21 protein-coding genes and 1 pseudogene are annotated in these 25,611 nt (G+C 69.6%); 19 read left to right on the top strand and 3 right to left on the bottom strand.

From position 1 onward, the window contains the following. Genes D1832_RS07315 through D1832_RS07275 form a run of 9 tightly spaced genes read left to right on the top strand, consistent with a single transcriptional unit; the run spans position 1 to position 12,088 of the window. Positions 1–1,689: an APC family permease gene (locus D1832_RS07315; protein ID WP_118913265.1), complete on the top strand. Its 1,689-nt coding sequence runs from the start codon at positions 1–3 to the stop codon at positions 1,687–1,689. Further along, on the top strand, positions 1,686–2,534 hold the full coding sequence (locus D1832_RS07310; RefSeq protein WP_118913264.1) for a universal stress protein: 849 nt from the start codon (positions 1,686–1,688) through the stop codon (positions 2,532–2,534). Before D1832_RS07315 ends, D1832_RS07310 begins: the two co-directional genes overlap by 4 nt. Before the next feature lie 16 nt (positions 2,535–2,550). Further along, positions 2,551–3,675, top strand: a complete 1,125-nt coding sequence (locus D1832_RS07305) for a glycerate kinase (protein ID WP_118913263.1) — start codon at positions 2,551–2,553, stop codon at positions 3,673–3,675. A gap of 47 nt (positions 3,676–3,722) precedes the next feature. Beyond that, positions 3,723–5,093 (top strand): beta propeller repeat protein, encoded by a 1,371-nt coding sequence (locus D1832_RS07300; protein ID WP_118913262.1) that lies wholly within the window; start codon positions 3,723–3,725, stop codon positions 5,091–5,093. 8 nt (positions 5,094–5,101) lie between these two features. Next, positions 5,102–7,777, top strand: a complete 2,676-nt coding sequence (locus D1832_RS07295) for a bifunctional acetate--CoA ligase family protein/GNAT family N-acetyltransferase (protein ID WP_118913261.1) — start codon at positions 5,102–5,104, stop codon at positions 7,775–7,777. 44 nt (positions 7,778–7,821) lie between these two features. After that, positions 7,822–8,418 (top strand): DUF5998 family protein, encoded by a 597-nt coding sequence (locus D1832_RS07290; RefSeq protein ID WP_118913283.1) that lies wholly within the window; start codon positions 7,822–7,824, stop codon positions 8,416–8,418. Positions 8,419–8,431: 13 nt separating this feature from the next. Next, complete coding sequence (locus tag D1832_RS07285) at positions 8,432–9,550, top strand: alkaline phosphatase family protein (RefSeq protein WP_118913260.1); 1,119 nt, start codon at positions 8,432–8,434, stop codon at positions 9,548–9,550. An 11-nt stretch (positions 9,551–9,561) separates the two neighbouring features. Next, complete coding sequence (locus D1832_RS07280) at positions 9,562–10,266, top strand: thymidine kinase (protein WP_118913259.1); 705 nt, start codon at positions 9,562–9,564, stop codon at positions 10,264–10,266. Between the two features lie 10 nt (positions 10,267–10,276). After that, positions 10,277–12,088, top strand: a complete 1,812-nt coding sequence (locus D1832_RS07275) for an MFS transporter (RefSeq protein ID WP_118913258.1) — start codon at positions 10,277–10,279, stop codon at positions 12,086–12,088. A gap of 141 nt (positions 12,089–12,229) precedes the next feature. On the opposite strand, the gene sepH is transcribed toward D1832_RS07275, so the two are convergent. Next, on the bottom strand, positions 12,230–13,867 hold the full coding sequence (gene sepH, locus D1832_RS07270) for a septation protein SepH (protein ID WP_118913257.1): 1,638 nt from the start codon (positions 13,865–13,867) through the stop codon (positions 12,230–12,232). Positions 13,868–13,967: 100 nt separating this feature from the next. Here sepH and D1832_RS07265 point away from each other — a divergent pair, with 100 nt between their 5' ends. From D1832_RS07265 to D1832_RS07230, 8 genes are all read left to right on the top strand, one after another. After that, positions 13,968–14,606, top strand: a complete 639-nt coding sequence (locus D1832_RS07265; protein WP_047311511.1) for a trimeric intracellular cation channel family protein — start codon at positions 13,968–13,970, stop codon at positions 14,604–14,606. After that, positions 14,603–15,712: a ferrochelatase gene (locus D1832_RS07260; RefSeq protein WP_118913256.1), complete on the top strand. Its 1,110-nt coding sequence runs from the start codon at positions 14,603–14,605 to the stop codon at positions 15,710–15,712. Before D1832_RS07265 ends, D1832_RS07260 begins: the two co-directional genes overlap by 4 nt. Before the next feature lie 40 nt (positions 15,713–15,752). Then, positions 15,753–16,622, top strand: coding sequence for an inositol monophosphatase family protein (locus D1832_RS07255; RefSeq protein ID WP_118913255.1), 870 nt, complete (start codon positions 15,753–15,755; stop codon positions 16,620–16,622). A 98-nt stretch (positions 16,623–16,720) separates the two neighbouring features. Then, complete coding sequence (locus D1832_RS07250; RefSeq protein ID WP_047311514.1) at positions 16,721–17,017, top strand: DUF4193 domain-containing protein; 297 nt, start codon at positions 16,721–16,723, stop codon at positions 17,015–17,017. Positions 17,018–17,020: 3 nt separating this feature from the next. Further along, positions 17,021–17,527 carry a dUTP diphosphatase gene (gene dut / locus D1832_RS07245; protein ID WP_118913254.1) on the top strand — a complete coding sequence of 169 codons (507 nt, stop codon included), beginning with the start codon at positions 17,021–17,023 and terminating at the stop codon, positions 17,525–17,527. Between the two features lie 2 nt (positions 17,528–17,529). Beyond that, positions 17,530–18,342: a DUF3710 domain-containing protein gene (locus D1832_RS07240; RefSeq protein ID WP_118913253.1), complete on the top strand. Its 813-nt coding sequence runs from the start codon at positions 17,530–17,532 to the stop codon at positions 18,340–18,342. Continuing rightward, positions 18,342–18,722 carry a DNA-binding protein gene (locus D1832_RS07235; RefSeq protein WP_241510907.1) on the top strand — a complete coding sequence of 127 codons (381 nt, stop codon included), beginning with the start codon at positions 18,342–18,344 and terminating at the stop codon, positions 18,720–18,722. Before D1832_RS07240 ends, D1832_RS07235 begins: the two co-directional genes overlap by 1 nt. Then, complete coding sequence (locus D1832_RS07230) at positions 18,719–19,444, top strand: DUF3159 domain-containing protein (protein ID WP_118913252.1); 726 nt, start codon at positions 18,719–18,721, stop codon at positions 19,442–19,444. The genes D1832_RS07235 and D1832_RS07230 overlap by 4 nt, the downstream gene beginning before the upstream one ends. A 28-nt stretch (positions 19,445–19,472) precedes the next feature. Here D1832_RS07230 and D1832_RS07225 read toward each other — a convergent pair whose 3' ends face one another. Together D1832_RS07225 and D1832_RS07220 are read right to left on the bottom strand one after the other, a co-directional pair. Beyond that, positions 19,473–20,174, bottom strand: coding sequence for a potassium channel family protein (locus D1832_RS07225; protein ID WP_118913251.1), 702 nt, complete (start codon positions 20,172–20,174; stop codon positions 19,473–19,475). Positions 20,175–20,184: 10 nt separating this feature from the next. Next, positions 20,185–20,858, bottom strand: a pseudogene (locus tag D1832_RS07220) (potassium channel family protein). 86 nt (positions 20,859–20,944) lie between these two features. Between D1832_RS07220 and D1832_RS07215 the strand changes: the two are divergent. Both D1832_RS07215 and acnA read left to right on the top strand, forming a co-directional pair. After that, complete coding sequence (locus D1832_RS07215) at positions 20,945–22,228, top strand: class I SAM-dependent RNA methyltransferase (RefSeq protein ID WP_118913281.1); 1,284 nt, start codon at positions 20,945–20,947, stop codon at positions 22,226–22,228. A gap of 220 nt (positions 22,229–22,448) precedes the next feature. After that, entirely contained in the window at positions 22,449–25,259 is a 2,811-nt protein-coding gene (gene acnA / locus D1832_RS07210; RefSeq protein WP_118913250.1) for an aconitate hydratase AcnA, read from the top strand. The last annotated feature ends 352 nt before the right edge of the window (positions 25,260–25,611 follow it).

The following is a 25,611-nucleotide window of genomic DNA, read 5'->3' as shown; positions in this document are numbered from 1 at the left end:
ATGAGCGACGCAGGATCGGGCGCGACCGTCGTCACCGAGGGCAAGGGGCTTCGCGCGGGCGCCCTGAGCCTCACCGGGAGCGTGGTCGTCGGCGTGGCCTCGACGGCACCCGCGTACTCACTCGCCGCAACGCTCGGCTTCGTCGTCGCGGGTGGCGCGGGCTTCAAGGCGCCCGCCATCATGCTGCTGGCCTTCCTGCCCATGTACTTCATCGCGGTGGCCTACCGAGAGCTCAACGAGGCCGAACCCGACTGCGGCACCACCTTCACCTGGGTGACCCGCGCCTTCGGCCCCGTGGCCGGCTGGATGGGCGGTTGGGGCATCGTCATCGCCGACATCATCGTCATGGCCAACCTCGCCCAGATCGCCGGAGCCTACTCGTTCACCCTCGCGAATGAACTCGGTCTGCACAACAGCCTTGACTCGAGCACGTTCTGGTCCACCGCCGCCGGCCTCCTGTGGATCGGCGTCATGACATGGATCTCGTTCCGCGGCATCGAGGTCTCCGCCCGCCTGCAGTACGCGCTGCTGACGATCGAGGTGCTCACGCTCATCATGGTCGTCGGGGTGGCGCTGTGGAAGGTCTACTCCGGCAGCGCCCCAGCAGGCTCGGCGAAGCCGTCGCTGTCGTGGCTGTGGCCGAGTGGACTCTCGATGTCGGTGCTGTCCTCGACAGTGCTGCTCGCCGTGTTCATCTACTGGGGTTGGGATTCGGCCGTCTCGACGAACGAGGAAGCCGACGACCCCAGCCGCACGCCGGGCCGTGCCGCCGTCATCTCGACGCTGCTGCTCCTCGTCATCTACGTCTTCGTCTCCATCGCCACCGTCGCGTTCGCCGGAACGGGGGACAAGGGCATCGGGCTCGGCAACGAATCCAACGCCGACGACGTGTTCACCGCGATCGGTCCGTCGCTCTTCGGTGACACCTTCCTCGGCCACGCCGGGCTGGCGCTCCTGGCCATTTCGATTCTCACCTCGTCGGCCGCCTCGACGCAGACGACGGTCCTCCCGACGGCGCGCACCGCCCTGTCGATGGGCGTGTTCCGCGCGCTGCCGGCCAAGTTCTCCACCGTCCACCCGCGTTACCAGACCCCGACGTGGTCGACGCTCGGGATGGGCATCGTCTCGGCAGGTTTCTACCTGCTCATGACCCTCATCAGCACGAACATCCTCGGCGCGCTCATCGGCGCGATCGGGCTGCAGATCGCCTTCTACTACGGCATCACCGGCTTCGCGTGTGCCTGGTTCTACCGGCACTCGCTACGCACTTCGGCGCGCCACTTCGTCAACCGCGGACTCATTCCGTGCCTCGGCGGAGCGTTCCTCTTCCTCATGTTCGCCTACGCCGTGAAGTCGTACGCCGAACCCGACTACCTGCTCGACGACAACGGCAAGAACGTGACCATCTGGGGGTTCGGCGCCGTGGTCGTCGTCGGTGTCGTTTCGCTCCTGGGTGGCTTCGCGCTCATGGCCCTGCAGTGGTCGCGGGATGCGGCGTTCTTCCGGGGGCGGACGCTGCGCACCGGCTCGTTCGAAGACCTTCAGCGCTGGCGCGCCGAGGGCACCCAGTACGGCGTCATCGGCGGCGACGTCACGATCACGCAGGAAGGCGACCTCGTCACCGACGGCGGTCTCAGCGGTGTGCCGACAGGGCCGAACCACACAACAGGCGAAGGTGAACCACGATGAGCGACTCGACCGTGCGATATCTCGTGGCGTGGGGCGGCGACTCCCGCTCCAAGGACGCGCTCGCCCTCGGCGCTACGCTCGCCCGCACCTTCCGGGCCGAGCTCGCCGTCGTCTACGTCGTGCGCGAGGAGACGTTCGGCGCCCACACGTTCGGCGATGTCAGCTTCACCCAGGAGGTCGTGCGCCAGGCCAGTGAGCGCGTGCAGAAGCACCTCGACGCGCTGACCGACCTCGACGGCGTCGTCCTCCACGTGCGTCGGAGCAGTTCTGTCGCGGCGGGCGTGCTCGACGCCGCCGAGGAGATCGACGCCGATCTCATCCTCATCGGCGCGGGCCCCGGCACCCGGGCGCTCACGACGAACGCCATCGTCACCGCGCTCCTGCACGCCTCGCCGGTGCCGGTCGCGATGGCTCCGCGCGGCTACCGCAAGGACGCTCCTGCTGAATTGACCGAACTCGTCGCTGCGGTCGGGCCCCGCGCCGGCGCCGGCCGGATCCTCGAGGAAGCCATCCGCGGCGTCGAGCGCGTCAGCCTTCCGCTGCGGCTCGTCTCACTGCTCGAGCTCGGCACGGACGTCGACGTCCCGGACGAACGCGTCGAAAGCGTGCGGGCGGCGCTCGAGCGTGCCGCCGAGGAGGTCGACGTGGACGAAGTGACGTCTCACGTCGGTCAGGGCAAGAACCTCAAGGAGGCCATCGCGAACATCGAGTGGAAGCCCGACAGCGCGCTCATCATCGGTTCGTCCCGCCTGGCGCAGGGCAAACAGACCTTCATCGGTACAGTGGCGAGCCGGATGCTCGCCCACCTGCCCATCCCGATGATCGTCGCCCCGCGAGGCGAATGAGAACGAGGTCAGCCCCATGAAGGTTGTCTGTGCCCCCGATTCCTACAAGGAAGCGCTCTCGGCGGTCGACGCCGCCGCAGCGCTGGCTCGGGGAGTGCGCGGCGTCCTTCCGTCGGCGGACGTCGTCGAATTGCCGGTGGCCGACGGGGGAGAAGGCACAACCGAAACCCTCATGGCGGCGCTGGGCGGTCAGCTGATCGCCGTGGACATCACGGACGCGCTCGGACGTCCTCGCACAGCTGAGCTCGGGTGGGTCGCTTCGGAACGCCTCGCCGTCGTTGACGTCGCGCAGGGGGCCGGGCTGCATCACATCGAGTTGGAACTGCGCGACCCGTACCTCTCCTGCAGCTCTGGCGTGGGGCACCTCGTCTCGGCCGCGCTCGATCTCGACCCGCGCCGGGTCGTCATCGGCCTCGGAGGATCGGCAACGAACGACGGTGGCGCGGGCATGATCTCCGCTCTCGGTGGGCGATTGCTCGACTCCAACCGCAGGCCGGTCACTCCGACGCCCGAGGGCATGAACAACGTGGCGTCGCTCGACCTGTCGGAGCTCGACCCGCGGCTTGCGGGTGTCGAGGTGATCCTGGCCAGTGACGTGACGAACCCGCTGCTCGGGCCCGACGGCGCCACCGCCGTCTTCGGGCCGCAGAAGGGCGTGACGCCCGCGCGGGTGCCCGTCATCGAGACGGTGCTCGCAGGATGGGCCGACGTTCTCGAGACGGCCACAGGCCGCGAGGTCCGCGACCTGCCCGGGGCGGGTGCTGCCGGGGGACTCGGTGCGGCGTTCCTCGCTCTCACGGGTGCGACGCTCCGGCCTGGCCTTGAGGTCGTCGCCGAGGCCGTGGGTCTCGAAGAGGCCGTGCGTGACGCCGACCTCGTGCTCACCGGCGAAGGCCGCATCGACGGGCAGACCCGCTTCGGCAAGACGCCCTGGGGCGTCGCCGAAATCGCCCGCCGTCACGGCGTGCCCGTCGTCATGCTCGGGGGAGAGGTCCGCCCGGAGGGGCGCGCTCTCATCGACGACACGATCGTCGCCGTCGAGCCGATCCACACCGGCTACACCGACCTCGACGAGGCGCTCGCCAACACCGGAGCCGACCTCGAAAAGGCAGCGGCGTCGGCCGTCGAGCGAATTCGCTAGAGGCGCGGCGTCGTCGGTGACGGCGCCCGGCTCGATACCCTTTCCTCGTGACACCGCCGAGCGAGCAGGCCCCGTGCACCCCCGCGCGTGAGCGCCGCGTGCCCGGCTGGCTGCGCCGTCTCGCACCGCAACGTTCGTGGATCGCCCAGCTGGCAGCCTTCGGCGCCATCGGGCTCTGCCTCATCGGCGCGTGGACCATCGTGCGCGACCCCTTCGCGCCCACCGGCGTCGCCCAGGGGGAGACCGTCGCCGATGCCCAACAGGCTCAGCCCCCGGCGCCCGGTGGCGCCGCGGACGTCGAAGGCGAGCAGACCATCTCGGCGGTCGACAAGAAGTTCGTCCTCTGGTCGGTGACCAACGCAGGTGACGACACCCTCTTCGGCCTCGGGGAAGGCGACTGCTCGGGCACGCCGTGCCCCGCCCTCGTGCGCTCCACCGACGACGGCAAGACGTGGACGCAGATGCACACGTTCAGCTCCGCCGACACGTCTGCGGCAACCGGGGCCACGCAGCCGCGCGTCCAACCCGCCGGCGCGCTGAGCGAAGTGCTCTTCACCTCGCCGACCACGGGCTACGTCTACGGCGGCGACCTGTGGGCCACCCACGACGGCGGGCGCACCTTCACCCACGTCGAGCACCCCGGAAGCAACGTCCTCGACGTCGTCGTCCACGACAAACAAACCCTCGCGCTCACGGCGTCGGGCTGCATCCAGGGCACCTGCTCGGGCCGTCTGGAGATCTCCCGCCTCGGCGGCGGAGACACCCCGCGGTTGGCCCAGACGATCGCCGCCGCGACGCCCACGAGCCAGATCGACGCCGCGGACCTCGTCGTCGGTGGTGACAGCCTCATCGTCCTCGCCGGCAACGAACCCGGCAGCGGGGACGCCCCCGGTGCCTGGCGTCTGGCCGGCGACAGCCTCGCACCCCTCAACCCCGGATCAGCCTGCAGCGGAAAGCCGTTCAGCGCCATCGCGGGCAACGGCACCAACCGTCTCGTCGCCGTCTGCGACGAGGCCGTCTCCGCCAAGACGACGAGCTTCACCACCGTCACGAGCACCGACGGCGGTGGCACCTGGCAACTTCTCGGCACCGGCAACCTGTCGCTGCCCACCCAGGGCGGCATCTCGCTGGCCACGTCCGACGGCGAACACATCGTCGCGGCCTCCGGCGGCCCGCGTACTGCCGCCGACGCCACGACGCGCACCTCCGACGACAACCCGCTGCGCGTCTCCTCCGACGGTGGCCGCAGCTGGAGCGAATCGAGCGGCGGCGAGGACGCGCCCACCGGTGGCATGGATGATGTGCGCACCCTCGGCCAGGAGTTCCTCGCCCTCTCACGCACCGACGGCGAGCTGTGGCGATCGAGCGATCGAGGAGGCCGCTGGACTCACACGTCCGTCGCAGGCCACGGTGGTTGAATGAAGTCATGAGCGATGAGGTGGAGTCCGCGTCAGCCGATTACCCGCGCGAGTGGGAGGCCGACGTCGTCCTGCGTGACGGCTCCGTGGCGCACGTGCGCCCCATCGGCCCTGACGACGCGGAACGCCTTCACCGCTTTCACGCTGCCCAGAGCGAAGAGTCCATCTACCTGCGCTTCTTCGCCCCCATCAAGCGCCTGAGTGACCGTGACGTCACGCGTTTCACCCACGTCGACCACGTCGAGCGCGTCGCCCTCGTCGGTCTCGTGGGTGACGACATCATCGGCATCGGCCGCTACGACCGCCTCGGTGGGCCGGATGCTCCCTCGGCCGAGGTCGCCTTCAACATCGCCGACAGCTTCCAGGGCCGCGGCGTCGGCTCCGTCATGCTCGAACACCTTGCCGCCATCGGCGCCGAGAACGGCGTCGCCGAGTTCGTCGCCGACGTGCTGCCGCAGAACCGCAAGATGATCCAGGTCTTCACCGAGGCCGGCTACGACGTCAAGCGCAACTTCGACGACGGCGTCATCTCCGTGCGGTTCGAGATCGAACCGAACGAGAAGTCGCAGGCCGTGCGCCTCGCGCGCGAGCAGCGCAGCGAATCGCAGTCGGTGCGCGCCCTGCTCAACCCGTCGTCCGTCGCCGTCATCGGCGTCTCGAGCAAGGGCCCGTCGGTCGGTGGGCGCGTGCTCGCCAACCTGCGTGAGGGTGGGTTCACCGGTCGCGTCGACGTCGTCCACCCCAGCGTCGAGGAGATTGACGGCTACCGCACCGTGCGCAGCCTCGGCGACATCGAGGGCCGCGTCGATCTTGCGATCATCGCCGTGCCTGCCGCGCAGGTGCTCGACGTCGTGCGCGAGTGCGGCCCGGCCGGCGTCAAGGCGCTGCTCGTCGTCTCCTCCGGGTTCGCCGAGACCGGCTCCGCCGAGGGCGCCGAGCGTCAGGCCGAACTGCTCAGCCTCGCGCGCAGCCAGGGCATGCGCGTCGTCGGCCCGAGCAGCTTCGGCCTCATCAACACGCGCGCCGACACGCGCCTCAACGCCTCCATCGCCTACGAGATGCCGCCCGCCGGCCACCTCGGCCTCTTCGCCCAGAGCGGCGCGCTCGGCATCGCGGTTCTCGCCAGCGCCGGGCGTCGTGGCCTCGGTCTTTCCGACTTCGCGTCCGCCGGCAACCGCATCGACGTCTCCGGCAACGACCTCATGCAGTACTGGATCGACGACGACGAAACCCACGCCGTCGGCCTCTACCTCGAGTCGGTCGGTAACCCGCGCAAGTTCACGCGCATCGCCCGTCAGCTCGCGCTGCGCAAGCCCGTCATCGTCGTCAAGCCTGAGGTCTCAGCGTTCGGTGTGCCCCCGGGCCACCGCGTCCGCGAGACCCGCACGAGCCCGGCCGCGTTCCGCGAGATGCTGCGCCAGAGCGGCGTCATCCGCGTCGGCAACGTCCACCAGCTGTTCGACGTCGCCCAGCTCGTCATCAACCAGCCGCTGCCCAAGGGGCGCCGCGTCGCCGTCGTGACGAACTCCGACGCCCTCGGCGCGCTCTGCGGTGACGCCGCACTGAGCTGGAAGCTCGAGGTGACGCGGGGCCCTGTCGCCCTCGCGCCCGATGCCGACGTCGAGAGCTTCCGCGACGCCCTCGTCGCAGCCTTCGAGGACGAATCGGTGGACACCGTCATCGCCTCGTTCATCCCGCCGCTCATCTCCGGCGGCACCGAGGTGGCGCGGGCCGTCGCGGAGGTGAGCGCCTGCTACGACAAGCCGTGCATCACCACCTTCCTCGGCATCCACGGCGCGTCCGAGGCCCTCACCGCCACGAGCCCTGACGGCGAGCGCGTCGTCACGCCGTCGTACCCCATGCCCGAGGACGGGATCCGCGCCCTGGCCGCCGTGACGAACTACGCCGGCTGGCTCCAGCGCGACCGCGGTGAGCCCCTCGCGCCGGAGGGCATCGACCGCAAGGGCGTGCGCGCCATGGTGCGCCGCGTCATGACCGAGCAGCCCGAGGGCCGCGACCTCACCGGTGACGAGGTCGCCGAGTTCCTCGGTCTTGCCGGCATCTCCGTGTGGCAGTCGATTCCGGTGCGCACCTCGAAGGAAGCCGTCGCTGCAGCCGAGAAGCTCGGCTTCCCCGTCGTCGTGAAGTCGATCGCTCCGGAGGTGCGCCACCAGGTGGCGAGCTCCCTGCGCGCCGACCTGCGCTCGCCGCTCGCCGTCGTCGAGGCCTTCGAAGCGCTCGAGGAACGCCTCACCCAGTTCGGGGCCGACCAGTTCGTCGTCCAGTCGATGGCGACGCCGGGCATCGGCTGCGTCGTGACGAGCTCGGAGGACCCGCTCTTCGGCCCCGTCGTCACGTTCTCCGTCAGCGGCCCGCCCACCGACCTGCTCGACGACGTCGGCTACCGCATCCCGCCCCTCACGACGAGCGACGTCTCCGACCTCGTCAGCTCCATCAAGGCGTGGCCGCTGCTCGACGGCAGCCACGGCACCGCCGCCGATCGCGCCGCCATCGAAGACCTCGTCTCGCGCGTCGCGATCCTCGCCGACGAGAACCCCGAGATCGCCCACCTCGAACTCAACCCGGTGAGCACCAACCCCACCGGCCTTGATGTCCTGGGCGCCCGCATCACGCTGGCGCCGCACTCGCTGCGCCAGGATTCCGGGCGCCGGGCCATGACGTGAGGTTCGGGCGACCGACACGCGCCGGGGGCGACGAAGGTGGGATGATGGCACGCATGTCTGCCACCCTGCCCGCCGACCTCGTCCGCGACATCGAGAAGGCCGGTTACTTCCCGGCTCTCGTCGGCGACGTCGTCACCACGGCGCTCGCCGGTGACGAGGTGCGTCACCACCTCGTGCACCTCGAGACGACGTTCGACCAGGACGAATTCCACCGCCACATCACGGTTCTCGCGCTCACCCCGCACAAGCTCGTCATCGCGCACGCCGACGACCACGCCGACCCGCGCACCCACGGGCCCGGCTCGGGGCACTCGGCCGTCACCGCGACGTCGGAGGCCGTGGCCCTGTCGTTCGTGCGCGGCGTGACGCTGACGCACGTCGTCGCCGACGCCGAGACCTACCGCCCGGGCACGCTGGGGCGCGAGGTGACGCTCACCGTCGGGTGGGGGACCGTGAGCCGCGTCGATCTGCTGCCCGCCACGTGCGGCGACCCGCAGTGCGACGCCGACCACGGCTACGACGGCACGATCACCGGCGATGACATCAGCCTGCGTATCTCCGCCGACGCCGAGGGTGAAGGCAGCCTCAACCAGGCCATGAGCTTCGCCAACGCCCTGTCGGCCGTCGTCGGCCGACGCTGACCGGGCCCACTCCATGAAGGCACCCCGGTACGACACCGAAGGCCTCGCGTCCGTCCTTCCCTCGGTCGCGCGCACGCTCGCGCCCGCCGCGTTCGAGGGGGAGGGGCGCAAGCTGCCGCAGGCGAAGGCGGGCATCGTCGTGCTCGCCGACGGACTCGGCGCGCGGCTCCTGCGCAAGCGCAGCGCACACGCGCCGTTCCTCCACGAACACCTCGACCACGTTCAGACGCTCGCCGCAGGCTTCCCGACGACGACCGCCACCTCCATGGGCACGTTCGGCACCGGCCTGCCGCCGGGGGCCCACGGCCTCGCCGGTTACCAGGTCGTCGACCCGGCCACCGGCATGCTCTTCAACGAGCTGACGTGGCAGCGCGGCCCCGAACCGCGCGTCTGGCAGCCGAACGCCACCGTCTTCGAACGCGCCGACCAGGCCGACCTGCGCCCGGCGATGATTGGACCGGACTACTTCGAAGGCTCCGGCCTGACGAACGCCGCCCTGCGCGGCGCGGTGTTCTACGGCGCCGAGGCGCTCGAGGACCGCATCGACGCAGCGCTCGCCGCCGTCCGGCGTGGCCACCGGCTCGTCTATCTCTACTGGGGCGAGGTCGACAAGGCCGGCCACGTGCACGGCATCGATTCGCCGCAGTGGGCCGCCGAACTCGAAGCGTTCGACCGCGGTTTCGAGCGCCTCGCCTCTCAGCGCCCGATCGGCACGTCCCTCACTCTGACGGCCGACCACGGCATGGTCGACGTCCCGCTCGACGCCCGCGTCGACATCGCCAAAACCCCCCACCTGCGCGACGGCGTGCGCACCGTTGGCGGCGAGATGCGCGCGCTGCACCTCTACGTCGAGCCCGGCGCGCGTGACGACGTCCTCGCCGCCTGGCGCAAGGAGGTCGGCAGCGACGGCCACGTGCTCACCCGCGAGGAACTGAGCGACCTCGGCTGGGTCGGCGCTCTCGACGCCGGCACGGCGGGCCGCTTCGGCGACGTCGTCGTCTCGATGCGCGCGGCCCGTGGCTACGTCGACTCGCGCGTCATGAGCCATCAGGTGCTCGCCCTCATCGGCCAGCACGGCGCCATGACGCCGCAGGAACTCGACGTGCCCTTCCTCCACCTTCCGCCGCGCTAAGGTGACTGCCCGTGGCTGAGCTCGTTTTCTTCACCGGCACGATGGACTGCGGTAAGTCCACCCTCGCGCTGCAGATGGATCACAACCACGCGGCCCGCGGGCAGCGCGGCATCGTGCTGACCCAGCACGACCGCGCCGGTGAGGCCGTCATCTCCTCGCGCCTCGGCCTGCGTCACGAGGCCATCGAAGTGAGCGACGACGTCGACCTGTGGGATCTCGCCGTCTCCGCGGGCGTGACGCTTGGCGGCCTCGACTACGTCATCGCCGACGAGGTGCAGTTCTACCTGCCGGAGCAGATCGACCAACTCGCGCGCGTCGTCGACGAACTCGACGTCGACGTCTTCGCCTTCGGCATCACCGCGGACTTCAAGACGCAGCTGTTCCCCGGCTCGCGGCGCCTGTTCGAACTCGCCGACCGCACCCAGCTGCTCCAGGTCGAGGCCCTGTGCTGGTGCGGCAAGCGCGCCACCCACAACGCCCGCGTCGTCGACGGCACGATGGTGGTCGAAGGCGAGCAGGTCGTCGTCGGTGACACCGGCGACCAGACGGAGACGCCGCTGGTGGAGTACGAGGTGCTGTGCCGTCGTCACTTCATGCGTCGGATGACGTCGCACGCCGCCCGCGCCATCGGCGCCGAGCAGATGCCCTTCGACCTCGACGTGTGCCCCGTGCCGCCCTCGACCTTCACCGATCAGTCGCGCGGCGCGGCCGGCTGAGGCGAGCGCGATGAACGAACGGTACGAGCGAGAGGAGCGGCGCGAACGCGTCGGGGCAGCGCCCCACCGCGGACGCGCCGAACGCCTGCGCAGTGCCGGAGTCATGGGCGGGCGTGCAGCACGCGGCGCCTACCGCCTGAGCGCGGGTGCCACGAAGACGACGCTGCGCGCCGCCCGCCGGGCGAGCAACGCCCAGGGCGCGGGGGAGAGTGGCCTCGGGCGCCTCATCGAGGTGCACGCCCTCTCCAACGCCGGCGACGCCGCCGTCATGGTCGGCCTCGCCGGCACGCTGTTCGTCTCCGCGCAGCCCGGCGAGGCGAAGGATCACGTCGCGCTGTTCCTCGTCCTCACGATGCTGCCGTTCGCCATCGTGGCGCCGCTCATCGGCCCTCTGCTCGACCGCTACCGGCACGGGCGCCGCTGGGCCATGGGCGGCACGCTCGCGCTGCGCGGCTTCCTCTGTTGGGTGCTCGCCGACGCCATCGAGAAGGGCTCCACCTGGCAGTTCCCGACGGCCCTGGCCATCCTCGTCTCGAGCAAGGCCTACCTCGTCACCCGATCGTCCGCCACACCACGGTTGCTGCCCTACGGCATGACGCTCGTCAAGGCCAACAGCCGCATGAGCCTCGCTGGCGTGGCAGGCGCATCGATCGGTGGCCCGCTCGCCGGTGGTGCCGCGGCCCTGTTCGGCGCGACGTGGGCCTTCCGCGCCGCGTTCCTGCTCTTCGTCGTCGGCACGGTGCTCGCCATTCTGTTGCCGCCTGACATCGATTCCGAACGCACCGACTCACTGCGCTCCGGACGCGCCCAGGTGCGCCTGCCGAGCGTCATCGTCTCCGCGCTGCGCGCCAACGTCGGTCTGCGCTGGATCAGCGGCTTCCTCACGATGTTCATGGCCTTCCTCATGAAGACCCACCCGCTACCTGGCTGGGAGGATCGCGCCACGACACTGCTGGCGCTCGTCGTCGGCGCCGCAGCGCTGGGTAACGCGCTCGGCACGGTGCTCGGTTCGCTCGTCAAGAACTTCGCGCCGCGCACCGTCGTCGTGGGCTCGATGTTGGCCGACGCAGTGGCCATGGTGGTCTGCGCGGTGCACTTCACCCTCGTGACGGCCATCGTCGTCGGCCTCGTCGCCGGTCTCGGTCAACAGTTGGGCAAGCTCGCCGTCGACTCGCTCATTCAGGATCACCTCGCCGAGGCCGTGCGCACGAGCGCCTTCGCGCGCTCCGAGACGGTGCTCCAGCTCGCCTGGGTCATCGGTGGCATCTACGCCTGCGTCGTGCCGACCGACGCGACGATCGGCCTCTACTCCGCCGCTGTCCTCCTCGTCGGGTGGGCCGTGCTCGTCATGCTGTGGAACGCCGGACGCGGACCGACGTGGCCGCGCCGCCGCGTTACCAGCGAGGACGATGACGGTCGTGGCGCCCGACGCGGTGGCGCCTTCGCCGACACCGTGACGGAGACCTCGGACGACGCGTTCACCCGCGCACCCGACGACCTGCCGACGACTCCGCGCACGCGGCGCTGGCACCGCGACGAACCGACGGGGAATCCACGAGGCGAGCGCTATCGCGACGATGATCGGTACAACCAGGACGACGACCGGTACGACGAGTTCGACAGCAGTTCCCGCGGCGGATACGACCCGTACGACGCGTGGCAGGAGAACCGCCGGACGCTTCCGGTGCCGACGTCGGATTCCCGAAACACCGGGGAGCCGCGCGACGATCGTACGCGCCGCATGCCCGAGCAGGAGCGCCGATCGTCGTCCTACCGGCCGCAGTGGGATGGCGACGACGGCTGGGATCGCAGCGACCGCTGACGCCTCGCAACGACGAGCTACCGAACCTTCACGCCGACGGACACCGCTCGGTAAACCTCCACGCGAACGCCGAACGCCCGACCTCAGCGCACGGGGCGCGAGGTCGGGCGTTCTCCTGTCCGTCAGGTCTGGCGCAGAGGCTCAGCCCTGAAAGTCACTTCTTGGGGCCGCGGCCACCGAACATGATGTCGTCCCAGCTCGGAACGCTCGGGCGGCTGCTCTTGCGCGACTGGCTCGCACGCTCGGGCACCGAGGTGCGCTTCTGGGTGCTCTTCTTCGCGGGAGCCGAAGCCTCAGCGGGTTCGTCGACCTCGTCGAAGAGCGACTCCTCCTGAACGACCTCGTCATCGGCCACCGCGGAGCCTGAGGCCTTCGTCTCACGCCGTCGTCGACTGCGTCCTCGACGTCGGCCTCGGCAACGTCGTCCGCGTCGTCGAGGTCGGCCTCGTCGAACGCGTCGTCCTCGACGTCGTGCAGCTGGTGCACGTCGCCACCGTCGTGGAAGCCGGGCAGTTCGCCGAAGAGCGACTCGTCCTGCTCGGCGTCGTCGTCGTGCAGCGCCGCGCGCACGGAAGCCTGCTCGAGGTTGGCGCGCGAGCGGCGGCTCTTGCGGCGACGCGAACCCGTGGACGTCGACTTCTCGGCCGCCACATCGTCGGACTCATCGGCAGCGTGACCATCGGCGTCGGGCTCGTCAGGCGAAGGCGCGTCGGCCGTCTTGCGCGTCGGCAGCGCCGTCACACCGGCCGTCGCGCGGCGCGTGGTGTCATCGTTCTTCTCAGCGTTCGCGTTCGTGTTCGCGTTGTCGGCGTCGCTGTCGGAACGAGCGTGCAGTTCCTCCGGACGCGGGTGGCTCGGCGCCGGGGGAGGCGTCGCGCCGAGGTCGAGACGCTCGACGCGCGTGACGTCGGGGGAGCCGCTCGTCACGTTCGGCAGCGCCGTCGGGCGAGACGCGTTCGAGCGACCCGAGCCCTTCGACCGACTGCGGCTCGCCTGGCGCGCACGCATCGACGCGGTCAGGTCGGCAGGCTTGCCGGCGTCGTCGCTCGAGCCGAGCGTCGCACCGAGGTGAGGAGCCTGTGCGTCTTCGAGACCGCCTTCGGCCTCGACGTCGTAGACGGACGCCGGGCGTGCGGCGCGAGCGGAACCGCCGGCCTTCTTGCGCGCGACGGCCTTCTGACGCTCGGGAGCCTCCTCGTCAGCGGCGGCGATCTCGTCGCCACCGAGCCAACGGGCCTCGTCGTCGACGGTGCGCAGTGCGCGGTTCACCGGGTCGAACAGCCACGTGGCCTCACGCTGGCGACCACCGGCGGGGAAGCGCACGGTGACGGTCCAGTGGGCGTCGTCGTTCTTCCAGCTGTCCCACACGACGCGCTCGGCCTCGACGCCGCGCTCGGCGAGACGACGGTCGGCGCGCTCACGCAGCGTCGTCGTCTCACCTCGCCCGTACAGCTGAACACCCTGCGCCAGACCGGAGACGTAGTCGCGCTCGGCGCGGATCGGGCCTTCGTAGCGCTGCACCTTCTCGAGCGTCCACCCGGCACGCTCGGCGATCTCCTCGAGCGGCACCCCGCCGCGGATGAGGCCCTGAACGTCGCGCGGACGCAGCGGGTTCTCGGCCTTCGCCTGGCCGTCGGCGGACGCCGGCTCGCGGCGGTCACGTCGGATCGTGGTGCGCAGTTCGTCGGTGATGGGAAGGGTGAAGCGACCCCCGTCGTCGTCGGCGAGAAGGAGGCCGCTGCCGTCCTCCGAGACCCCGATCAAACGCAATTCCTGCACGACGCAACTCCATCCGTTACCAGTTGTGTAGCCGCTACTGTGCCATTATCGCCCGCCTGATGCAGGGACGGCGCGCCGCCCGCGATAACGTGTCGCTGCCATGGTGCTCACGCAAAGCGGCTCTCTGCAGCTCCTCCTCGACCTCATCGGCGTGTTCGTCTTCGCGCTCTCCGGTGGGCTCGTCGCCGTACGCAAGAGGCTCGACATCCTCGGCGTCGTCATCCTCTCCGGAATGGCCGGACTCGGCGGCGGGGTGCTGCGCGATCTGCTCATCGGTCAGACGCCGCCCGTCGGCGTCAGTGACTGGCGCCTCATGGGCGTCTGCGTCCTCGCGGGCCTGTGTGCGTTCACGCTCCACCCCGAGATGAGCCGTATCGCTCGACTCGTGCGCCTCCTCGACGCCGCCGGCCTCGCGCTGTTCTGCGTCGCAGGCTCGATCAAGGCCCTCGCCTACGGCGCCGGTGCGACGACGGCGATCTTCGTCGGCGTCCTCACCGCCATCGGTGGCGGCCTCATGCGCGACGTCATCGTCGGGCAGGTGCCCGAGGTGCTGCGCCGCGAGCTCTATGTCGTGCCGGCCCTGCTCGGCAGTTCGCTCGTCGTCATCGCGCACGAGACGCCGTACTACACGGTGCCCGTGCTCTGGGGCTGCGTCTTCGTCGCCTTCGCCCTGCGCATGATCGCCGTGGTGCTCGACCTCAATGCCCCTCAGCCCCTTCGAACTGGAGACCGGTCGTGACCGACACCAACCCGCTCGAACCGTACGACGCCGTCCTGCTCGCCTCGTTCGGCGGACCCGAGAAGCCCGACGAGATCATGCCGTTCCTACGCCGCGTGACGGCCGGGCGCGGCATCCCCGACGAGCGTCTCGCCGAGGTGGCCCACCACTACGAGGAGCTCGGCGGGCGCAGCCCGATCAACGACCAGAACCGGGCCCTCATCGCCGCGCTGCGCGCCGAACTCGACCGTCGTGACATCACGACGCCGATCCTGTGGGGCAACCGCAACAGCGAGCCCTTCCTCACCGACACCCTGCGCGACGCCCACGGCGAGGGCATGCGCCGCATCGTCACCGTCACGACGAGCGCGTACGCCTCCTACAGCTCGTGCCGTCAGTACCGCGAGGACCTCGCGGCCGCAGTGAACACCCTCGAGGATGAGGGCCTGCCCGGCTTCGAGATCGACAAGATCCGTCAGTTCGCCACGCACCCGTCCTTCGCCCGCGCCAACGTCCGCCTCGTCACCGACGCCCTGCGCGAGTTCGCCGGGGTACCGGACGAGCAGGTGCAGGTCGTCTTCGTCACGCACTCGATTCCGCTCGGCATGGACGACACCTCCGGACCCGGCGACGGTGACGGCAACCTCTACTGGCAGCAGCACGACGAGCTGGGGGCCGCCATCCTCTCGGAGGCGAACGCAACGCTCTCGCGTGACCTCGAGGGCGCGCTCGTCTACTGCTCGCGTTCCGGCCCGCCGTCGCAGCCGTGGCTCGAGCCCGACATCAACGACCACCTCGAGCACCTCGCGGAGCGCGGCGTGACGCATGTCGTCGTCGCGCCGATCGGCTTCGTCTCCGACCACGTGGAGGTCGTCTACGACCTCGACACCGAGGCCGCCGAAACCGCCGAACGCCTCGGGCTCGTCATGCGTCGCGTGCCGACCGTGGGCACGGACGACGAGTTCGTGCACGGCCTCGTCGACCTCGTCGAGGAGCGCGCGGCCGAGGCCCGTGACGAGACGCCCGAGTGCCCCGCGTGGCCGGGCGAGGCCATGCCGTCGATCTGCGCCCCGGGCTGCTGCCCGAACCTGCGCGCCGCCAAGCCCGCTCTGTGCGGTCGCGACTGAGGTCGTACCGTCAAAGCGCACCTGCGCGAAGGAGAACCCGATGGAACGCGACACCGACGCACCGCTCGCCCTGCCCGAGTGGCTGAACGCCGAGGAGCTCACTCGTCTGCGCGATCTCGCGACGGCCATGGCTGACGACGCCGCGCGCCTCGTCGTGACGGAACGCCCGCGTTCCCTCGGGGTCGAAGCGACGAAGTCGAGCGAGGTCGACGTCGTCACCGTCATGGACCAGCGCAGCGAGCAGTTGCTGCGCGAGCGCATCGACGCCGAGCGTCCCGACGACGCGATCCTCGGTGAGGAGGGCGGCGCGAGCGAGGGCACCTCGGGCCTGACGTGGGTCGTCGACCCCATCGACGGCACCGTCAACTACCTCTACGGTCACCCATTCTTCGCGGTGTCGGTGGCCGTGTGCATCGGCGACACGACGCGTGAGGGCGCCTGGCTGCCCGTTGCGGGTGCCGTGAGCGCACCGTTGCTGGGGGAGACCTACGCCGCGGCCCACGGCCAGGGCGCCCACCTCGTCACGGCCGACGGGCGACGCGAGCCCCTCGCCGTCAGCGACTGCGAGCGTCTCGAGCTCGCGCTCGTCGGCACCGGTTTCGGGTACGAAGCGGCCAAGCGTGAAGAGCAGGGCGCTGCCGTGGCGCAGCTGCTGCCGAAGGTGCGCGACATCCGACGCGGCGGGTCCGCGGCACTTGACCTCTGCTTCGTCGCGTCGGGCCGGCTCGATGGTTACTACGAGTCCGGAATCAATGCGTGGGACCAGGCCGCGGGGCAGGTCATCGCCACCGAAGCAGGCGCTTTGATCGGGGGCGCACCGGGCGGCGAGATGGGCAAAGCGATGGCGATCGCGACAGCTCCCGGCATCTTTGCCGACCTCACGGATTGCCTTTTCCCCGAGGCGCGCTAGTATGCGGGCACAAATCGGGTCATCCGCGCGTTGCAGCGGGGGATCAGCGGTGAGCGCCACAAGCGCGACGCCGCACACTCATCGAAGAAAGAGTACTGATGGCAACTGACTACGATGCCCCGCGCAAGAACGAAGACGACGTCAGCGAAGACTCGATCGAGGAACTGAAGTCCCGTCGGGTCGACAAGTCCTCGAGCAGCGTCGACGTCGACGAGACCGAGCACGCCGAAGGCTTCGAGCTTCCCGGCGCCGATCTGTCGGGTGAGGAGCTCTCCGTGCGCGTTCTGCCGCGCCAGGAGGACGAGTTCACCTGCAGCAAGTGCTTCCTCGTTCACCACCGCAGCCAGCTCGCTGAAGAGGACGGCGGCCTTCCGGTCTGCCGCGACTGCGCCTGAGGCATGGACAACGCACCGAGCCGCGACGACGACGGACATCTCACCGTCCCCATCCGACGCCTCGATCCGGGGCTGGAGGTGCCGACGTACGCCCACGCGGGTGACGCCGGTGCGGATCTGCGGGCACGCGTCGGCCTGACGCTCGCGCCCGGTCACCGCGCGCTCGTTCCCACGGGTATCGCCGTCGCGATTCCTGAGGGATACGCCGGCTTCGTCCACCCCCGATCCGGGTTGGCCGCTCGCCACGGCATCACCATCGTCAACGCGCCCGGCGTCGTCGACGCCGGCTACCGAGGCGAGATCCAGGTCAACCTCGTCAACACCGACAGCCGCGAGTCGTTCACCGTCTCCAGGGGAGACCGCATCGCGCAACTCGTCGTGCAGCGGGTGGAGAAGGCGACGTTCGTCGTCGTCGACGACCTCGACGACTCGTCGCGTGGCGCCGGTGGGCACGGTTCGACCGGCGGATTCGCGGCCACGCAGGCTCGCGCCGAGAAGGAGACTGACTGATCATGGCCATGTTCCGACGTAAGAAGGACGACGCAGCCTCGCAGGTCGAGGGCGACGAGGAGGTCGACCTCAGCGAGGACACCGACGAGACGGCCACCGAGTCGGCGGACGTGACGTCCGAGGAGATCACCCCCGAGGAGCGCCGCCGCCGTTCGCGCCTGCGCCCGCGTGAGGACGTCGACCTCTCCAACGGCCCGTTCGACGTCGACGACGCTCCCGAGGGTGACCGCATCGACTTCGGCGCGCTGCTGCTCGCCCCTGGTGAGGACGTCGAGCTTCGCCTCGACGTCGACGAGAGCACGCAGTTACTCACCGGCATGACCGCCGTCATCGGTGAGGGCGGCGCCTCCGCGGTTCAGCTGCAGGTTTTCGCCGCGCCCAAGACGAGCGGCATCTGGTACGGCATCCGCCGCGAGATCGCCGAGTCGATCCTCGCCGGTGGCGGCACGGCCGACGAGGTCGACGGCGACCTCGGCACCGAGCTGCACGCGCGCATGCCCAGCCAGGGCCCCGACGGCCGCACCACCTTCTCGCCGGCACGCTTCATCGGCGTCGACGGCCCGCGCTGGTTCCTGCGCGCCGTGCTGTCGGGCCACGCGGCCCTCGACGACGACGCCGCGGAGCGCGCCATGAAATTCGTGCGTTCCGTCGTCGTGCGACGCGGGGGTGAAGCCCGCGCGCCGCGCGAGCTGCTCGAATTCACCCTGCCGCCGGAGTTGCTCGCCCAGGTGCGCGAGCAGGAGCAGTCCGCCGGTGAGAGCGATCCCGCCGTCGGCCCGCTGGAGCGTGGCCCGGAGATCACCGAGACGCGCTGATGGAGCAGATGGTCGCGAAGCTGCGTGCCCGTTTCCTCCCCGGCCCGTCGGGGGAGGAAGAGGCCGCGGCCCAGCGAGCACGAGAGGCCTCCCGCTACGCCCTCGCGCCTGCTCGACGCCGGGTGAGGATCGAAGGGCGCGTCAGCGAGGTCACCGTCAGGCCGCGCTCCGAGAGTGTGCCCGACCTCGTTGTCGATCTCGACCCGTTCGACACCTCGGTCCAGCCCGCGTCGCTCGTCATGCTCGGTCGCCGTGAGGTCGTCGGTATTCACGTCGGCGCCGCGCTCGCCGTCGAAGGGCTCCTGACGACCGTGAAGAACCGGCCCACGATCTTCAACCCCGCCTACGAGCTCCTGCTCGAGAACGAGGAATCCCAGTGACCGAGAACCACCAGCCCTCGGCGAACACGGTCGAGGCCGTCATCCGCGAGCGCCTCGCCGTCGCGGTCGGCGGGTGGCGCGGATCGCTCGAGGCGGCATTGCCGACGGTCGCGTTCGTCGCGGTGTGGACCGCGACGAAGAACCTCAACCAAGCGCTCATTGCCGCGGCGGTCGTGCTCGTCGTCGCGCTCGTGCTGCGCCTCGTGCAGCGTCAGACGGTGAAGTTTGTCGTCGCTGCGGCGTTCGCCACGGCCTTCGCTGCGTTTCTCGCGAAGCGTTCCGGCAACGCGTCCGACGTCTTCCTGCCCGGTCTCATCCAGGCGGGCGTCATGCTCGCCATCAGCATTGCGTCGATCGTCGTGCGCTGGCCGCTCGTCGGTTTCATCGTCGCGGGCGGCGACCCGAACCTCAAGGACGACCCCACGGCGTGGCAGCGCAGCCGCGCCATGGTGAAGGTCTGCACGCGCCTGACGTGGGTGTTCGCGGCCCTGTTCGCCGTGCGCCTGGCCGTCATGCTGCCGCTCTACCTGGCCGACCAGGTGACGATGCTCGGTGTCGCCAAGATCGCGCTCGGTTGGCCGCTGTACCTCGCCGCCCTCGCCCTCATGGCGCTGTTGCTCCTGCGCGGTGAGACCCCGCTGGACACCCACGACGCGCTACTGCACGACGACCGCGAAGGCCACGAACGTCTCGAGCACGAGGCGCGCGAGCACGGCGCCTGACGCCGCTTGCCCGCAGTGCTGAGCGACCTCAGAAGTTGCGGTCGCTCAGGACCGTCTGCACCTCGTCGCGACGCCGTCCCGTGAGCTTCGCCGCGAGGGTGCGCTCGGCGTCACGCGTGGCGAGGAAGAGCAGTTCGTCGAGTGCCTGGAGGCTATCCTCGGGCACCGGCGCCATCGGCAGTTGGTCGCGGATGATGCCGACGAGCACGCACTCCGGCGGAAGGGCGAGATCGGCCACGCTACTGCCGCAGTAGGGGGAGTCGAGGGGGAGCGTGAGCTCCACCATCGTGGCCTTGCCCTGCTGGAACTCGAAGAGGCGCACGAGGTCGCCGACGCTGACGGCCTCCTCGACGAGCGCCGTCATGAGGCGCGGGGTGGAGACGGCGACGTCGACGCCCCAGCCCTCGTCGAACATCCACTCGTTGCGCGGGTTGTTGACGCGGGCCACGGTACGCGGCACGCCGAACTCCGTCTTCGCGAGCAGGGAGACGACGAGGTTGACCTTGTCGTCACCCGTGGCGCAGACGACGACGTCGGCGTGCTCGAGCTGTGCCTCCTCGAGCGTGGCCACCTCGCACGCGTCGGCGAGGAGCCACGTGGCGTCCGGGATGGCCTTGACGCGCTCCTCGCGGGCGTACTTGTCGATGACGAGCAGGCTGTGTTCGTTGCTCAGCAGTTCGCGGGTGATGGATCGGCCGACGCTTCCGGCCCCGACGACGACGATGCGCATGACGTGCCTCTCAGTGCTCGCGCGCGAGCGGGTTCGTGAGGTCGGTGTGAGGGCCCTGCGAGAGCAACGCCTCGATGAGCTCCCGGCGGGCTGATTCGACGACGAAGTGCACGATGTCGCCCTCCTGGTGGACGAGGCCGGCGCGGGGCAGGATGCCGGTGCTCAGGCGCGAGACGTACGCGACGCGCGAGGTGGTGACCTGCTCGAGTTCGTCGTAGGCGTGCCCGATCCACGCGGGGTGGACGGGGATCTCGAGGATGGCGAGGGTGCCCGACTGATCGTGGTGCACCGCGGTGCTCTCCTGCGGCACGATGCGCCGCAACACCTGGTCGGCGGTCCAGCGAACGGTGCGACCGTGGGGATGCCGAGGCGCTGGTAGATCTCGGCGCGGCCCGGGTCGTAGATGCGGGCGACGACGCGTTCGACGCCGTACGTCTCGCGTGCCACGCGGGCCGAGAGGATGTTCGAGTTGTCACCGCTGGAGACGGCGGCGAAGGCGAACGCCTCTTCGATGCCGGCGGCGATGAGCGTCTCGCGGTCGAAGCCGACCCCGACGATGCGGCGTCCGAGGAACGAGCTCGGCAGGCGGCGGAAGGCGGATTCGTCGCGGTCGACGATGGCGACGCTGTGGCCGGTGTCCTCGAGCGTGCGTGCGAGGAAGGAACCGACGCGGCCGCAGCCCATGATGACGTAGTTCACGAGGCGACCCTATCGAAGGTGAGGCCCTGCTGCGTTGCGTGTTCCGGGACATCCGGGGGAGGGTGAACGACATGGCAACGTCACGTTCTGCACCCGGTCGCCGCTCTGGAATGAACCGTCGCAAGGCCCGCAAGGGCCGCCCGATGGAGGGCGAGCGGCTGGAACTCGCCGTCGAGGGCGTCGCGCACGGCGGGCACTGCGTCGCCCGCCACGAGGGCCGCGTCGTCTTCGTGCGGCACACGCTGCCCGGCGAGCGCGTCGTCGCGCGGATTACGGAGGGCACGAGCGAGTCGAAGTTCCTTCGCGCCGACGCCGTCGAGGTGCTCGACGCCTCGCCCGATCGCGTCCCCGCGCCGTGCCCGTTCTCCGGCCCCGGCATGTGTGGCGGCTGCGACTGGCAGCACGTCGCCCTGCCCGCGCAGCGCGCGCTCAAGACGCAGGTGGTGCGCGAGCAACTGCAACGCATCGCCAAGATCGACCTTCACGAGGTGGCCCCCGACTTCACCGTCGAGGAACTGCCCGGCCACCCCGACGGGCTGCGCTGGCGCACCCGCCTCGAACTCGCCGTCGACGACGGTGTTGTGGGCCTGCGCGAACACCGCTCACACCGACTCGTCGAGATCGACGACTGCGTCGTCTCGGACGAGGGTTTCACCGCGGCGCTGCGTGACCGCTTCGACTCCTCGGTCGCGGGCCTCGACCTCGTGCGCCCCTCCGTCGGCGACATCGTCGGCATCGAGCTGCCGCAGCCCAAGGGCGAGAAGACCCCCGCGGTGCGCGAGATCGTCGACACCGCCCACGGCAGCGCCGAGTTCGACGTCAGCGCCCGTGGGTTCTGGCAGGTGCACCCGGCGGCTGCCTCCACGTTCCTCGACGTCGTCCTCGACGCCACCGACCCGCAGGAGGGGGAGCGGGCCGTCGACCTGTACTGCGGCGTCGGCCTGTTCACGCGCGCCCTCGCCGACCTCGTGGGCCCGAGCGGTTCGGTGCTCGGCGTCGAGGCGGATGCCGAGGCGATCGAGTACGCCCGCACGAACATGGGCGGAGCCCGCCACGTCGACCTCCTTGCGTCCGACGTGGCGAAGGCCAACCTCGGAACCGGCGCCGACGTCGTCGTCCTCGACCCGCCCCGTGCAGGTGCGGGCCGCGACGTCGTGGCGACGATCGCCGACCTCGCGCCCCGCGTCGTCACCTACGTCGCGTGCGACCCGGCCGCGCTCGCGCGTGACCTCGGCTACTTCGCCGATCGCGGCTACCAGGTCGATGCTCTGCGCGGCTTCGACGCGTTCCCCATGACGCAGCACGTCGAGTGCATCGCGGTGCTGCGACCCCCCGGTGAGGCGAACGCATCCTGAGATCGTCGACATCGGGCTCGCCTAGTGGGGCGACATGACGGGCTCGGCGACCTACGATCAAGGCAGGAGAACGGCCTCGGCGAGGGCAGGTGGCAAAGTTAGGTTTGCCTTTGCTGAGGGGCGTTCCCAGCGTGTGATTAAGTTATCTTGACGTCAAGATAAATGACGCGGGACGCGGGCCCGAGGGGCGCGCTCCCAGGCAACAGACGAAGGAGTCGGCGTGAGTCAGAGCACGGACAGCTTCGGAGCAAAGGGCACCCTTGAGGTTGGCTCGAACAGCTACGAGATCTACCGCATCAACACGGTCGAGGGCCACGAGACCCTGCCGTACAGCCTCAAGGTTCTCCTCGAGAACCTGCTGCGCACCGAAGACGGCGCGAACGTCACCAAGGAGCAGATCTCCGCTCTCGGTGGCTGGAACGAGAAGGCCGACCCGGACACCGAGATCCAGTTCACGCCCGCGCGCGTGATCATGCAGGACTTCACCGGTGTTCCCTGTGTCGTCGACCTCGCCACGATGCGTGAGGCCGCCGGCGAACTCGGCGGTGACACGAACAAGGTCAACCCGCTCTCGCCGGCCGAGCTCGTCATCGACCACTCGGTCCAGATCGACGCCTTCGGCACGAACGACGCGTTCGAGAAGAACGTCGAGCTCGAGTACGAGCGCAACAACGAGCGTTACCAGTTCCTGCGCTGGGGCCAGGGCGCCTTCGACGACTTCAAGGTCGTCCCCCCGGGCACCGGCATCGTCCACCAGGTCAACATCGAGCACCTGGCGCGCGTCGTCATGGAGCGCGAGGGCGTGGCCTACCCCGACACCTGCATCGGTACCGACAGCCACACCACGATGGAGAACGGCCTCGGCGTCCTCGGTTGGGGCGTCGGCGGTATCGAGGCCGAGGCCGCGATGCTCGGCCAGTCCGTCTCGATGCTCATCCCGCGCGTCGTCGGCTTCAAGATCACCGGTGAGATCCCCTCGGGCGTCACCGCCACGGACGTCGTCCTCACGATCACGCAGATGCTGCGCGAGCACGGTGTCGTCGGCAAGTTCGTCGAGTTCCACGGTGAGGGCGTCGCCTCCATCCCGCTCGCGAACCGCGCCACGATCGGCAACATGAGCCCCGAGTTCGGCTCCACGTGTGCGATCTTCCCGATCGACTCCGTGACCCTCGACTACCTGCGCCTCACGGGCCGCAGCGACGAGCAGGTCGCCCTCGCCGAGGCGTACGCCAAGGAGCAGGGCATGTGGCTCGACCCGAGCGTCGAGCTGCGCTTCTCCGAGGAGCTCGAGCTGGATCTGTCGACGGTCGTCCCGTCGATCGCCGGCCCGAAGCGCCCGCAGGACCGCATCCTGCTGTCCGAGGCCAAGCAGCAGTTCGTCGCCGATCTCGACAACTACGTCGTCAACGGCAACAGCATCGAGGACAGCTCGGTCGACGAGGAGCTCGAGGGCACCTTCCCTGCGTCCGACTCGGTGAACACGAGTGCCGACCAGGTCTCCGACCCGCGTTCGGCCCCGACGAACTCGCCGATCTCAGGCAAGAGCGAGCGCCCCTCCAAGCCGACCACGGTCAACCGTGACGGTGGAAGTTTCGAGATCGACCACGGTGATGTCGCCATCGCCTCGATCACGAGCTGCACCAACACCTCGAACCCGTCGGTCATGCTCGCGGCCGGTCTTCTCGCGAAGAACGCCGCCGACAAGGGCCTCAAGGTCAAGCCGTGGGTCAAGACGTCGATGGCTCCGGGCTCGAAGGTCGTCACCGAGTACTACGAGAAGGCGGGCCTGTGGCCGGCGCTCAAGGCTCTCGGCTACCACCTCGTCGGTTACGGCTGCACCACCTGCATCGGTAACTCCGGCCCGCTGCCGGACGACATCTCCGCTGCCGTCAACGAGAACGACCTCGCCGTCGTCTCCGTCCTGTCGGGTAACCGCAACTTCGAGGGTCGCATCAACCCCGACGTGAAGATGAACTACCTGGCCTCCCCGCCGCTCGTCATCGCCTACGCGCTGGCCGGCACGATGGACTTCGACTTCGAGAACGAAGCCCTGGGTCAGGACAAGGACGGCAACGACGTCTTCCTCAAGGACATCTGGCCGAGCGCGCAGGACGTCGACTCGACGATCGCGTCCTCGATCAACCGCGACATGTTCCTCGAGCAGTACAAGGACGTTTTCGCCGGTGACGAGCGCTGGCAGGGTCTCGAGACGCCGTCCGGTAGCACGTTCGAGTGGGACGACGAGTCCACGTACGTCCGCAAGCCCCCGTACTTCGAGGGCATGAAGATGGAGCTGACCCCGGTCACCGACATCAAGGGCGCCCGCGTGCTCGCCAAGCTGGGCGACTCGGTCACCACCGACCACATCTCCCCGGCCGGCAACATCAAGGCCGACAGCCCCGCGGGCAAGTACCTCGCCGAGCGCGGCGTCGACCGCAAGGACTTCAACTCCTACGGTTCGCGCCGCGGTAACCACGAGGTCATGGTGCGCGGTACGTTCGCGAACATCCGCCTGAAGAACCAGCTCCTCGACGGCGTCGAGGGTGGCTTTACGCGCGACTTCACGAACAACGGTGAGCAGAACACGATCTACGACGCCGCGATGAACTACGCCGAGGCCGGTACGCCGCTCGTTGTGCTCGCCGGCAAGGAGTACGGTTCGGGCTCGTCGCGTGACTGGGCTGCGAAGGGTACGCGTCTGCTGGGCGTCAAGGCCGTCATCGCCGAGTCGTTCGAGCGCATCCACCGCTCCAACCTCATCGGCATGGGCATCCTGCCGATGCAGTTCCCGGCCGGTAAGACGGCTGACGACCTGGGTCTGGACGGTACGGAGACCTTCGAGATCACCGGCATCGAGGCCCTCAACGAGGGCACGACGCCGAAGACGGTCAAGGTTGTGGCCACGAAGGACGGCGGCGAGACGGTGGAGTTCGACGCGGTCGTCCGCATCGACACCCCCGGTGAAGCCGACTACTACCGTAACGACGGCATCCTGCAGTACGTGCTGCGCAACATCGTCAAGAGTGCGTGACGCGGTAACAGCAGGTAGCTGAACACCGTCGCCCCGGTTCCCTTCAGGGAGCCGGGCCGACGGCGTTGCGGGCCGAGCCGCAGTTACTTGGTCTCGTTGGGATGAGCCGTGTGAACCTGCTCCAGGTAGACGGTGCTGCCGTCCACGTAGAACCAAATACGGGCCGTGCCCTTGAGCGTGGGCTTGTGCTGCCAACGTTGATACGTTCGGCCTCCACGACTGATCGAAGCCAGCGAGCCTTACAGCGGGTAGTTGTTCGGAGTCTTCGACAGGGGAGTACGAGTGAGAAAATCCCAGCTGTCGCTCATGGGATTGCGGATCGTGGCCACGAGATCGCGCCAGCCCTTCTCGG

The sequence above is a fragment of the Dermacoccus abyssi genome, assembly GCF_003515945.1.
Classification (GTDB): domain Bacteria; phylum Actinomycetota; class Actinomycetes; order Actinomycetales; family Dermatophilaceae; genus Dermacoccus; species Dermacoccus abyssi.
This window is presented reverse-complemented; position numbering and strand designations above follow the sequence as displayed.